Source organism: Aliivibrio friggae (assembly GCF_057368515.1).
The window spans coordinates 68,449-81,549 of sequence record NZ_CM170649.1 but is presented as its reverse complement, the minus strand read 5'-3'; the positions used below and the strand labels follow the sequence as shown (position 1 = coordinate 81,549).

The window sequence follows — 13,101 nt, the reverse complement described above, 5'->3', positions numbered from 1 at the left end:
TAAGTATTTTAGGTGATTTTACAGGATTTGAACTCTATCAACTTCAATTTCTGGTGTGCTTCCGCCTTCATATTCACCAAATAAACGAACTTTCGTGGTTTCATTAATTGCTGTTGGTAATGAGATATCATCATCTAGTTCAATTTGAATCTCTGTCGTGCCATCAGAGAATAGGTATTTATCTTTACGTACATGGCGAATGATTTGGCCATCTACAATGGCATTTTGCTCAGTGAACATACTTGTATCTTTCAGTAATTCAGCAACGGTAATTGTGCTGACAGGACCAGTGTAATTAAATTGTGCTTGTTTATGATTGTCGTGGTCACCATTTCCAGCAAGAGCAATAGTAGGAGATAAGATTAGGGCTGCAGTAATAGCAATAATTGTCTTTTTCATAATAGATCCTTAAGTGATGCATAGAGAGTTAATTTAAGCGGTATCGCTTCGATAGAGCTATTAAAACAAAACAAGGTTGAATCTATCGTGAGTAAATTATTCATATTCGATTCATCTTGAATTAAGAACATAAGAAGACAAACAGAACCTCGCCTCTCAACTGAGAATAATGTTAATATTATCGACTGAATTTCTAACGTAAAATAGATGGAATTATGAACAACTTTACTCCGTTAATGGTTCAAGGTACTACCTCTGATGCAGGAAAAACCGTACTTGTGGCAGGCTTATGCCGAGTTCTTGCCAATAAAGGGATCCAAGTTGCCCCTTTTAAGCCACAGAACATGGCACTTAATAGCGCGGTGACAGAAGAAGGGGGGGAGATTGGTCGGGCTCAAGCACTTCAAGCTGATGCGGCAAGAGTAAAACCTCATGTTCATATGAATCCTATTTTATTAAAGCCAAATACTGATATTGGTGCTCAAGTTATTGTTCAGGGTAAAGCGATTGAAACTATGGATGCTTGGGGCTTTCAAGATTACAAAAAATTAGCCATGCCTTATGTTTTAGAATCTTTTTCTTATCTAACTGATCACTATCAGTGCGTTGTCGTTGAAGGAGCGGGAAGTCCTGCTGAGATTAACTTACGTGAAAATGACATCGCTAATATGGGCTTTGCAGAAGCGGCTGATGTTCCTGTTATTATTGTTGCTGATATTGACCGCGGTGGGGTGTTTGCTCATCTCTATGGCACGCTGGCATTATTGTCTGAATCAGAACAAGCACGAGTAAAAGGCTTTGTGATTAACCGTTTTCGAGGTGATATTTCATTATTGGTTCCTGGACTTGAGTGGTTAGAAGATAAAACGGGTAAACCAGTATTGGGTGTTATTCCGTATTTACATGGGTTAAATTTAGAAGCGGAAGATGCGATTAAGAGTGAACAGCAAGAGAAAGGGAAGTTTGTTGTTAAAGTGCCTGTCGTTACACGCATAAGTAATCATACCGATTTTGATCCATTACGCTTACATCCTGAAATAGATCTTCAATTTGTAGGAAAAGGACATTCTTTGTCAGGTGCCGATTTTATTATCTTACCGGGCAGTAAATCAGTCCAAGCCGACTTAACTTATCTTAAATCACAAGGTTGGGATAAAGACATTGAGAGGCATTTACGCTATGGCGGTAAAGTCATGGGTATTTGTGGAGGGTATCAAATGTTAGGTGAGAATCTTTCTGACCCACTTGGCTTGGAGGGAAAAGCCTCCTCGATTTCTGGTTTAGGTTATTTACCGATCGTCACTGAGTTAAAAAAACAAAAACAATTAACGTTGGTTGAGGGGACGTTGAACCTTCCTGAACAAGCTTTAGCAAGTATTAAAGGTTATGAAATTCATGCCGGAGTAAGTACTCGTATAAAAGAAGGCACTAAGGCTATAGATAATAATTACCCAATCTCAATTACAAATGAAAGTACCGTAAGGCATGATGGTACACTTAATGATGAAGACACCATTTTTGGCACTTATTTGCATGGTATTTTCGATGAGCCCGCCGCATTTGAAGCCATTTTATCTTGGGCGGGTCTACAAAAGGCTAAAGCGGTAGATATGAGCGAAATTCAAGAAGAAGCAATTGAGCGTATTGCTGAGTCTATTGAAGAGAGTTTAGATCTGTCACAGATCTGGCCAAATTTATTTGAAAAGAAAGCAGCATATTAAGGAAAGTATAAGTATGTCCCGATTGACATTATTTTTAGCACTCTTGTTTAGCTCTTTATCAGTATCAGCAAATGTAACGGTTTATGCTGCATCGTCATTAACCAATGTGATGAATGATATTGTTGATGAATACCAAAATGAAACGGGTGAAAAAGTACGAGTCAGCTTTGCTGGGTCATCTTCATTGGCTCGACAAATTGCTAATGGCGCACCGGCGGATATTTACCTTTCAGCAAATAGTAAATGGATGGACTATTTGGTTGAACAAGATCAAATAGACACAGAAAGCAAAGTGGATTTATTACGAAATAGCTTGGTGTTAATTGCCTCGAAAAGCACGCCCAAAAAAAATACATGGCAGTGGTTTATTGGGCAAAAAGGCTTCCGAATTGCAATGGCAGATCCTAGGCATGTACCTGCGGGGATCTATGGAAAACAAAGTTTAGAAAAACAGTTTCGCTGGCCTGAAGTGAAAGATCATATTGCGTCAGGCAACAATGTTCGTTCTGCTTTATTGTTTGTTGAACGTGATGAAGCGCCACTGGGTATTGTGTATAAAACAGATGCATTATTGTCAAAAGAAGTCGCAATTGTGGAGGAGTTCCCTGCTGATTCTCATGATCCTATTGTGTATCCAATGGCAATAATAAAAAATAAAAACTCAAATAAAGTCACTCATTTTTACCAATATTTATTATCTGAAAAAGCCAAAAATATATTCACCTCTTATGGATTTACAACAATTTAATGATATTGACGGATTATGAAGTAGAAGCATTACTACTGAGCTTAAAAATTGCAGGCATAGCTGTTGGCTTTTCTTTACCTATTGGTATCCTTTTGGCTTGGATATTGGCTCGTTGTGAGTTTAAAGGAAAAGCCATACTTGATGGTTTAATTCATTTACCCTTAGTGCTGCCACCAGTCGTGATTGGTTATTTACTGCTTATTTCAATGGGACGACAAGGCGCTATTGGTAAATGGTTGTATGAGCTATTTGGCCTAACATTCAGTTTTAATTGGAAAGGGGCTGCACTCGCTTCAGCTATTGTTGCATTACCCTTGATGGTTCGTGCAATTCGTTTGGCTCTAGAATCAGTCGATCAAAAATTAGAACAAGCGGCTCGAACACTGGGAGCATCTCGCACCAAAGTCTTTAGCACGATCACCCTACCATTGATGTTACCTGGTATTTTGACGGGGGCGGTACTGGCTTTTGCACGTAGCTTAGGTGAGTTTGGTGCAACGATCAGTTTCGTTTCAAATATAGAGGGTGAGACTCGAACGCTTCCTCTTGCTATGTTTAGTTATATTGAGATCCCAGGTGCTGAAATGGAAGCTGCACGTTTGTGTGTTATTTCAATTATTGTCGCTTTAATATCTTTATTACTTTCAGAATGGTTAGCGCGTGCCAGTAAAAAAAGGTTAATGGGTTAATTTATGCTAGTCATTGATATAAAAAAACAATTAGGTGATTTGAACCTCGATGTTCAATTATCGTTACCATCTTCTGGTATCAGCGCAGTGTTTGGTCGCTCAGGGGCAGGTAAGTCTTCACTCGCAAATATTATTAGTGGTCTTAGCTCACCAGATTCAGGACGAATTAGCCTTAATAATTCGGTGTTATTTGATTCGGATACAAGAGTATCAGTGCCACCAGAACAGCGTCATATTGGCTATGTATTTCAAGATGCCCGTCTATTTCCTCATTATAAAGTAGAGGGAAATTTACTTTATGGCTGCAATGGTAAAAGAACTAATTTATTCAATGATGTAGTAAAGCTATTAGACATTGAATCTTTACTGCAGCGCTATCCTCACTCTTTATCTGGTGGTGAGAAGCAGCGAGTGGCAATTGGTCGAGCTATTTTATCTGAACCGGCATTACTTATAATGGATGAGCCACTGGCTTCTTTGGATTTACCAAGAAAGCATGAAGTTATGCCGTATCTAGAGAGATTAGCAAAAGAGATCCAAACGCCGATTATTTATGTATCACACAGTTTAGATGAAATATTACGTTTAGCAGATCATATGGTTTTACTTAACCAAGGTAAAGTCAGTCTAGCGGGTGATATTACACAGGTCTGGAGTTCTCCATTAATGCGACCTTGGTTAAGTGCATCAGAGCATTCGGTGTTATTGGAAGGAACGATAACAGAGCTGCATCCAGAGCATCCAATGACACTGGTAACATTAAATAATAGCCAGCAAGGTATTTGGGTAAAATCGCCTTGTGATTGTACAGAAGAAGGGCAGAACATTCGTTTACGTATTAGAGCGAATGATGTCTCTTTGATTAAGCAACAACCTGATCAAAGTTCGATCCGTAATATCTTACCTGTGATCATTGAAAGCCTAATAGAAGATAAAGAAAACGATGTGGTGGCAGTTAAATTGAATTTATCTGGCCATGTACTGTGGGCTAATATTACGCGTTGGGCAAAAGAAGATTTAGGGTTAGAGCCCGATCAACAGTGGTTTGCACAAATTAAAGGTGTAAGTGTGACTCAATCAGACTTATGCTCAAAATAATGATATTAAAAATTTAAGCCCTCATAAAGGAAGTAAATATGAAGTACCAATGGATATTATTTGATGCCGATGAAACACTTTTTCATTTTGATGCATTTGCCGGTTTACAGCGTATGTTTGAAGGCTATGGCATTGATTTTAGTAAAGAACAATTCATTGAATATCAATTGGTGAACAAACCATTGTGGGTGCAATACCAAGACAATGAAATTACAGCTCAGCAGCTACAAGAAACACGCTTTGAAGAGTGGGCAAAGAAAGTTGGAGTTACGCCAAAAGCAATGAATAGTGCTTTTATGATGGCAATGGCAGAGATTTGTACCCCACTAGATGGCGCAAAAGAATTACTTGATTCATTGTTAGCTAATGGTGTAAAGATGGGGATCATAACCAATGGATTCACTGAACTACAAAAAATCCGTTTAGAAAAAACCGAATTCAGCCATTACTTTGAATTAATTACGATTTCAGAACAAGTGGGTGTAGCAAAACCAGATAAACGTATCTTTGAACATACTTTTTCTCAGATGGGCTCTGTAGATTTATCTAAAGTATTAATGGTAGGTGATAACCCTGATTCTGACGTATTGGGTGGAATGAATGCAGGCGTTGATACCTGTTGGTTAAATGAGAAAGAACAAGCGTGCCCTGAAGGTGTCGAGCCAACATATACGGTTGGGTCTCTTTATGCTTTACAAGCAGTATTAGCATATATATAGAGTTATTTTTAATATTAATCAATAGATTATTTAATTAACACTCTTAGTATAGTCGTAAAAAAACCTCATTGTTAATTATTACAATGAGGTTTTTTATTCCTTACTCTCAGAAAATATTACTCTTCTGATGGCGTTACTTGTTCTACTTCTGTGTTCTTCGATTCTGCGGCAGCTTGTTCAGCTTCAAGCTCCATCTTTTCGCGATCAGCTTTACAAATGTACTTCGGCTTATTATGCGAACGGCTATTTTTCGTTTGAGTTCTACGGTGCTTTTTTAAAAGAGTCTCTTTGACTTTATTTTTACGGCTCATCTTATTACCACATCAAATCATCAGGAATAACGAATTCCGCATACGGGTCGTCTTCATCCTGTGCATCTTCCGCGATAACGTTGTTAAGTACAACAACTGATTCATCACGTAGTGTAATTTTATCAGCAACACCAGCAGGAACAATTTCGTAATCTTCATTAAAGTGAACAATAGCAAGACGGCCAGCAATCAATTGTGTTTGCATTGTTTTGTCTACGTACATCTTTTTAACTAACGTACCATCAGTAAAGTTATAGCCGATATCGCCATGAGTGCGATCTAGCTTATTTGCAGTAATCAATTGTTTGATTTGTGCAGCTAACTCTTTTTGTTCTTTTTCAGCTTTGTGTTTTAAGCTTAGTTCTTTGTCTTTTTCTACTTGTGCGGCTTTGTTTAGTTCAACCGCTGCTTTTGCTTCACGATTTTGAACTCGTGATTTTTTTGAAGCTTTCTTTGCTTTTGCTACTTTCTTTTGGTTCACTAACCCAGCTTTTAGCATTTGCTCTTGTAAGCTTAGTGCCATAAATAATTCCTAATAATAACGATGTCGAATTCCGACGATTATCCCATGACTTGTATGGGATTTAAAGGACATAGAGAGAAGTAAAGATGAAAACACCTTGTATTGCAGCTTGTAAAAATGAAGATGGTATCTGTATTGGTTGCAAACGAACCATCACTGAGATTATAGAGTGGAAATCAATGACAGATGACGAGAGAGAGATGGTGATGGATAGGTTATCAGGAAAAGCCTCCACACATCGTTGCCCAGAATGCAGTAAGCCTGCTCAGTGTGACATTAAAATGGGAAAGGAAACTTGCTGGTGTTTTGGTGTTGAAACTCGGGATGTTGGTATTGTTTCTGAGAACTCAGAGTGTTTATGTCAACATTGCTTATCAAAGAAACCTATAGCGTAATATTTACGTGCTACTCTATAAAATAGATTGATTAAATTGATGTAGATCAATTAGTAAAGTTGCTAAAATAACCTATCCTTTAGAGGTAATTAACATTATTAACATTTATCACATAAAATTAAATTGTCACAAGTATTAATATTTTTACATATTATATTTCAATTAAATACATCTCTGGATGAACGCAAAAAACTAGTAGATAAAAGGGTTTATCTTGAAAATTTAATTGAAGCACTATTTGTGAGGGATTAAAATCTATGTCAGATAGGTTCGACAACTTGTTAACATTTTCTATATTTATAAAGTAGAAAGATAACTAGGAATAAAATTATGAGCAATGCAATAAAGCAAAACGATGGAGCAGAGCGTTCATCTGAATGGAAAGCCTTTTTCTTCATCACAGTTGTTCTTTTCCCAATTCTAAGTGTGGGTGTGGTTGGTGCGTATGGTTTCTCTGTATGGTTAATGCAGGCACTGTTTTTTGGTATGCCAGGTCACGGTGGTTGATTCTCTCTTTTTAGACAGAATCGAAACAACAATTAGAATTAGATAAAAAGAGAAGCAATTATGATGTCATTACTTAAAAGAGCTTGGGCGGTTTTTGCTCGTCCGAGTGTACATATCAGCTTGGGTGTTTTAACCCTTGGTGGTTTCATTGCAGGTGTTATTTTCTGGGGTGGCTTTAACGTTGCGTTAGAAGCAACAAATACAGAAGAGTTCTGTGTTAGCTGTCACGCGGATAACATTCAACCTGAATACGCAGGCACTATTCACGATAAAAACCGTTCAGGTGTTCGTGCTACTTGTCCTGATTGTCATGTTCCACACGAATGGACTTCTAAAATTGCTCGTAAGATGCAAGCAAGTAAAGAAGTATTTGCTCATGTATTCGGTTTCATCGATACGCCTGAGAAATTTGAAGAGCGTCGTATCGTTTTAGCCCAGCATGAATGGGATCGTTTTAGCGCTAACAAATCTCTTGAGTGTCGTAACTGTCATGATTATGACGGTATGGATTTCTCTAAAATGCAACCAACGGCTCGTATTCAAATGCAAGGCGCGAAAGAGCGTGATCAAAGTTGTGTAGATTGTCATAAAGGTATCGCACACAGCCTTCCTGCAAATATGGACAGTTCTGGTGGTATGGTTAGTGAGTTAACTCAACTAGCAAGCAACACTAAATATGAAGATGGTCAAACGTACGTTTCTGTTCGTCACCTTCCAATGTATGAAGATGCGAAACTGACTGTTGAAGCGGGTCTATTAAACCCTGCCTCTCAAGTGACTGTACTTGAAGAGAAAGGCGATGCAATGAAAGTTGCCATTGAAGGCTGGCGTAAAGTTAAAGGCTTCGGTCGTGTTATCCAAGAAGATTTTGGTATGAACATTGCGGTAGGTGCTTTGCTTAAAGATGCAGCTCAGAACGACAAGTTTGTTCAGAAATTCGAAACAAAAGAAGATGATCTAACCGGTCTACCTTGGCAGCGTGTAACAGTAAGTCTATGGATGAAGAAAGAAGATTTCTTACCTGACTACACTACTGTTTGGCAGAAAGCTGAAGAGTCATACAAAACTAACTGTTCTGTATGTCACACTCAACCAGCAGAAGCGCATTTTGATTCAAACACATGGCCTGGTATGTTTGACGGTATGATGGCGTTCGTTAACTTCGATACAGACAGCAAATCACTTGTATTGAAATACCTACAAAAACACTCTTCAGATTTTTCTGACGAAAAACACTAAGAATTAATGGAGTAGATAGAATTATGTCTATTAGCAGAAGAAGTTTTCTAAAAGGTGTTGCAACAACAAGTGCAGTATCTCTAGTTGGTCCAAGCCTACTAATGTCTTCAAAAGCCAATGCTGCAGAAACAACTGGCACATGGCGTACATCTGGCTCACATTGGGGTGCATTCCGTGCACATATCTATGCGGGCAAAGTTCAAGAAATTAAAGCGCTAGATCTGGATAAACATCCAACAGATATGTTGGATGGTATCAAAGGTATTATTTACAGTCCAAGCCGTGTACGTTACCCAATGGTGCGTCTAGATTGGCTGAAAAAGCATAAGTACTCAGCTGAGACTCGTGGTAATAACCGTTTTGTACGTGTAACTTGGGATGAAGCGTTAGATTTATTCTACCGTGAGCTTGAGCGTGTTCAAAAAGACTACGGTCCATGGGCTCTACACGCAGGACAAACTGGTTGGAACCAAACGGGTTCTTTCCATAACTGTACTGCTCAAATGCAACGTGCTGTTGGTATGCATGGTAACTTCATCAAGAAAGTAGGTGACTACTCGACGGGTGCTGGTCAAACGATCATGCCTTACGTACTTGGTTCTACAGAGGTATACGCACAAGGTACTTCTTGGTCTGAGATCATCGAGCATTCAGATAACATTATTTTATGGGCAACGGATCCAGTTAAAAACCTACAAGTAGGTTGGAACTGTGAAACTCATGAATCTTACGCATACCTTGAGCAACTAAAAGAAAAAGTGGCTGCTGGTAAAGTAAATGTGCTTTCTGTTGACCCAGTTAAAAACAAAACGCAACGTTTCTTACAAAATGACCACATGTACTTGAATCCACAAACTGATGTGGCGTTCATGTTGGCTGTTGCTTACACGTTATACACTGAGAACTTGTACGACAAAGCATTCATCGATACTTACTGCCTAGGCTTTGACGAGTTTATGCAATACGTACTTGGTGAAACTAAAGATAAAGTAGTTAAAACTCCTGAGTGGGCTGCTGAGATCTGTGGCGTATCACCTGAACAAATTCGTGATTTTGCGAAAATGATGTCTACTGGCCGTACACAAATCCTATTTGGATGGTGTATTCAGCGTCAGCAGCACGGTGAGCAACCATACTGGATGGGTACGGTTCTATCTGCAATGACTGGTCAAATCGGTCTTGCTGGTGGTGGTGTATCTTACAGTCACCACTATTCAAGTGTTGGTGTTCCTTCTACTGGTTTTGCAGGTCCTGGTGGTTTCCCACGTAACGTGGATCAAGGTAACGAACCTAAATGGAATAACAACGATTTTAACGGTTACAGCAGTACTATCCCTGTAGCACGTTGGATCGACTGTCTATTAGAACCAGGTAAAGAGATCCGTTACAACGGCTCTAAAGTTGTACTGCCTGATTTCAAAATGATGGTTATTTCGGGTAATAACCCTTGGCATCACCACCAAGATCGTAACCGTATGAAGAAAGCGTTCCAAAAACTTCAAACGGTTGTAACGATTGATTTTGCTTGGACTGCAACGTGTCGTTTCTCTGACATCGTACTTCCAGCATGTACGCAATGGGAACGTAACGATATTGACCAATACGGTTCATACTCTGCGCGTGGCCTAGTAGCAATGCACAAACTGGTTGATCCTTTATACCAATCAAGATCTGATTTTGAGATCATGACTGAACTGACTCGTCGTTTTGGCCGTCATAAAGAATATACCCGTGGCATGGATGAGATGGAGTGGGTTCGTTCACTTTATGCTGATTGTCGTACAGCAAACGAAGGCAAATTTGATATGCCTGAATTTGATGAGTTCTGGGAAAAAGGTGTTCTAGACTTTGGTGAAGGTAAACCATGGGTTCGTCACGCCGATTTCCGTAAAGACCCTGAAGTTAATGCTCTAGGTACGCCTTCTGGTTTCATTGAAATTACAAGCCGTAAGATTGCGCGCTTTGGCTACGAAGAATGTCAAGGTCACCCAATGTGGTTCGAGAAATCAGAACGTTCACACGGTGGCCCTGGCTCTAAGAAACACCCATTCTGGATGCAATCTTGTCACCCTGACAAGCGTCTGCATTCACAAATGTGTGAATCTGAAGCATTCCGTGCTACTTATGCTGTTCAAGGCCGTGAACCTGTATACATTAACCCTCTAGATGCAAAAGAGAAGGGCATTAAAGATGGCGATTTAGTTCGCGTATTTAATGACCGTGGTCAGCTTCTTGCTGGTGCAGTTCTTACTGATAGTTACCCAAGTGGTGTTATCCGTATCGAAGAAGGTGCATGGTACGGTCCATTGAACGAAAAAGTGGGGGCAATCTGTACTTATGGCGATCCAAATACACTAACACAAGATATTCCATCATCTGAGCTTGCTCAGGCGACTTCTGCGAATACATGTTTAGTAAATTTTGAGAAGTTTAAAGGTAAGGTTCCACCAGTAACATCATTCGGTGGTCCGATTATTGTTGAATAAGACAATAAAAGTTAATTAATGAAAAAGCACCTAAATATAGGTGCTTTTTTTATATATATCATTAATATTTTAAGGGGGAGTATAATAACAAAAGCTTTTTTTATAACTTATCGAATATATTTTTTATTGTTTTAAAATTAATTAGAAATGAACATTATTTTTCTATGAGAAAAGCAAAATATGTATTATTCTTTCGCCGAAAATTTCACATAAGTGAAACCATTAGGATAATGCAAGAATGCTGCAAAAGTTACTTTCAAATTTAAAAACAAAATATCAGATATTAGTTCCAGTTCTAGCTACTATTATAGTAATGATGTTAGCTATCTATTTAGTGAACTCAAAATTAGAATCTACAAATCGTAATGTTCAAATATCAGACCATAGAAGTTACCAATTGAGTAATGTCTCTATTTCTGAGTCTCGTTTATTATTTCTTAGGTTGAGTGTATCAGCAGGTTTTACAAATATTGAATCGTTAAAATTGATCGATTTTGATGGTATTAGTTCTGAGCTGAGTTCTAATTTTAATAATATGGTAAACCAACAACGAACATTGCAAAAAATGGGGGCAGCCGTTAAATCTCCTGAGCAACTTCAATCTGAACTTAATGTATTGATTTCTCATTTGAATGATTATAAAAAATATGTAAATGAGATTGTAAATCATAATGATGAAAAGATAAAAGAATGGGGTAATTCTCTGTATTTGACTACTCCTATTCAGCAGGCAAGTGAGTTGATATTTACATCGTCAGAAAATGAAGAATCCAAGTTGTATTGGGAGAAAATATTACCTGAAGTATACAATAAAGCAGGCAACATCGAAATTCAGATGACTTCTTTGTTCAATGAAGACTTATATACATCGGTAAGTAAAACGCCAAGAATAGATATTGTTAATCGAGATTTTGAAGCTTTATCTAAATTAATTGAACCATTAGAAAATGAAGAAGCTAGAAATATTCTTGCCTCAGCATTTAAGGCTCAATCGGAAATTAATATTGTATTGTGGAATGCTACTGATGAAATAAATAAAGACAAGAAAGCATTAGTTGAACTTGGAGAGACTCTATATAAAGAGTTAAATGATGAGAGAGTTCGACTAACAGCAATGAATAGTGATATTTCAGACAAAAATATGTCACTAATTTCTGAAAGCCAGAATTTATTGTTAATTGCTTTAATGGTTACTGTAATTATTTCTTTGTTGATTGGTTTTATTATCGCCCAGATCGTAACAAAACCAATTTTAGTACTTCAAGAGCAAATGTCTGATATTTCTAATGGTCGTCTAGATTCATTGAATCATCAATCAAGTGACAATGAAATTGGTGAGTTATGTAAAAATACAGACAGCACTGTAGTCCGCTTACAAGATATGATTAGTAGCTTACGTAATGTTGGTGAAGAAGTTTCTTCATCGTCAACGGAACTAGCAGCAATTATGGTACAAAGTGAAGCAAATGCGTCAGATCAAAAATCTCAAGTTGATTTGATTGCAACGGCAATTACTGAATTAGCGGCTTCAGCAAATCAAGTAGATGCTTCGGCAAACCAGGCAGATATAAAAGCGAAAGAAGTTCTCAGTATTAGCCGTGATGGGGCTCAATCAGCTGCTGAAGGGGTTAAGCTAAGTCAAGATCTTGCTATTCAGATGGATGAAACCTCAACTGAAGTAATGATACTGAAAGATCAAACGGATCGCATTAGTGAAGTGATTACGGTTATCGATTCTATTTCTGAGCAAACTAATTTATTAGCATTGAACGCGGCAATTGAAGCTGCACGTGCTGGTGAAAGTGGTCGAGGTTTTGCGGTAGTTGCTGATGAGGTACGTGTACTTGCAGCGAAGACTCAGCAGTCAACGCAGAATATTCAAAATATTATTAATAACTTACAACAGAAGTCATTGACCGTGGTTGATTCAGTTAATCAGTCTATCGAGATGATCCATAAAACGGCTCAAATGAGTCTGGACACGAATAATCAGTTACTAAGTATTTCTGATTCAATAGAGCTTATTTCTCAAACTAATGCTGAAATGGCAACAGCTGCTAACGAGCAAAGTCGAGCGATTGAATCAATCAGTGAAAATGTAAATGTAATTACTGAGAGTATTAATCAGAATGTTGAAGGGATTAGAGAGTCCACTCAAGCCAGTCAACATCTGTCTGAGCTTTCTGAAAATCAAAGAGAACAACTACAGTTTTTTAAAGTATAAGCAGAGTGATTAAGCGTACCAAGTCAGTATCAATGATAACTG

General features: G+C 38.2%; 13 protein-coding genes. 10 read left to right on the top strand and 3 right to left on the bottom strand.

Annotated elements, in window-relative coordinates; genetic code table 11:
• Nucleotides 1-18: 18 nt before the first annotated feature.
• On the bottom strand, nt 19-399 hold the full coding sequence (locus AC2INI_RS14065; RefSeq protein ID WP_122032058.1) for a YgiW/YdeI family stress tolerance OB fold protein: 381 nt from the start codon (nt 397-399) through the stop codon (nt 19-21).
• A gap of 215 nt (nt 400-614) precedes the next feature.
• Here AC2INI_RS14065 and AC2INI_RS14060 point away from each other — a divergent pair, with 215 nt between their 5' ends.
• The 5 genes from AC2INI_RS14060 to yjjG are packed head-to-tail and all read left to right on the top strand — an operon-like array spanning nt 615 to nt 5,374.
• Nucleotides 615-2,120, top strand: a complete 1,506-nt coding sequence (locus AC2INI_RS14060) for a cobyric acid synthase (protein ID WP_486306141.1) — start codon at nt 615-617, stop codon at nt 2,118-2,120.
• A 13-nt stretch (nt 2,121-2,133) separates the two neighbouring features.
• Nucleotides 2,134-2,868 (top strand): molybdate ABC transporter substrate-binding protein, encoded by a 735-nt coding sequence (modA, locus tag AC2INI_RS14055; protein WP_122032056.1) that lies wholly within the window; start codon nt 2,134-2,136, stop codon nt 2,866-2,868.
• Nucleotides 2,868-3,557: a molybdate ABC transporter permease subunit gene (gene modB, locus AC2INI_RS14050; protein WP_486306140.1), complete on the top strand. Its 690-nt coding sequence runs from the start codon at nt 2,868-2,870 to the stop codon at nt 3,555-3,557. Before modA ends, modB begins: the two co-directional genes overlap by 1 nt.
• A gap of 3 nt (nt 3,558-3,560) precedes the next feature.
• Nucleotides 3,561-4,655, top strand: a complete 1,095-nt coding sequence (gene modC / locus AC2INI_RS14045; RefSeq protein ID WP_486306139.1) for a molybdenum ABC transporter ATP-binding protein ModC — start codon at nt 3,561-3,563, stop codon at nt 4,653-4,655.
• 38 nt (nt 4,656-4,693) lie between these two features.
• A complete protein-coding gene (yjjG, locus tag AC2INI_RS14040; protein WP_486306138.1) occupies nt 4,694-5,374 on the top strand; it encodes a pyrimidine 5'-nucleotidase in 681 nt (226 codons plus the stop codon).
• Between the two features lie 116 nt (nt 5,375-5,490).
• Here yjjG and AC2INI_RS14035 read toward each other — a convergent pair whose 3' ends face one another.
• On the bottom strand, nt 5,491-5,685 hold the full coding sequence (locus tag AC2INI_RS14035) for a DUF2986 domain-containing protein (protein WP_486306137.1): 195 nt from the start codon (nt 5,683-5,685) through the stop codon (nt 5,491-5,493).
• Nucleotides 5,686-5,689: 4 nt separating this feature from the next.
• On the bottom strand, nt 5,690-6,208 hold the full coding sequence (locus tag AC2INI_RS14030; protein ID WP_122032051.1) for a DUF2058 domain-containing protein: 519 nt from the start codon (nt 6,206-6,208) through the stop codon (nt 5,690-5,692).
• Between the two features lie 86 nt (nt 6,209-6,294).
• Between AC2INI_RS14030 and AC2INI_RS14025 the strand changes: the two genes are divergently transcribed.
• From AC2INI_RS14025 to AC2INI_RS14005, 5 genes are all read left to right on the top strand, one after another.
• Complete coding sequence (locus AC2INI_RS14025) at nt 6,295-6,603, top strand: DUF1289 domain-containing protein (RefSeq protein ID WP_122032050.1); 309 nt, start codon at nt 6,295-6,297, stop codon at nt 6,601-6,603.
• Between the two features lie 330 nt (nt 6,604-6,933).
• On the top strand, nt 6,934-7,110 hold the full coding sequence (torE, locus tag AC2INI_RS14020; RefSeq protein ID WP_060992256.1) for a trimethylamine N-oxide reductase system protein TorE: 177 nt from the start codon (nt 6,934-6,936) through the stop codon (nt 7,108-7,110).
• A gap of 60 nt (nt 7,111-7,170) precedes the next feature.
• Nucleotides 7,171-8,349 carry a pentaheme c-type cytochrome TorC gene (gene torC / locus AC2INI_RS14015; RefSeq protein WP_122032049.1) on the top strand — a complete coding sequence of 393 codons (1,179 nt, stop codon included), beginning with the start codon at nt 7,171-7,173 and terminating at the stop codon, nt 8,347-8,349.
• A 23-nt stretch (nt 8,350-8,372) separates the two neighbouring features.
• Entirely contained in the window at nt 8,373-10,835 is a 2,463-nt protein-coding gene (gene torA, locus AC2INI_RS14010; RefSeq protein ID WP_122032048.1) for a trimethylamine-N-oxide reductase TorA, read from the top strand.
• Between the two features lie 238 nt (nt 10,836-11,073).
• The gene (locus tag AC2INI_RS14005; protein WP_486306136.1) at nt 11,074-13,059 is read left to right on the top strand and encodes a methyl-accepting chemotaxis protein; all 1,986 of its coding nucleotides are present in this window, start codon (nt 11,074-11,076) and stop codon (nt 13,057-13,059) included.
• Nucleotides 13,060-13,101 lie beyond the last annotated feature (42 nt).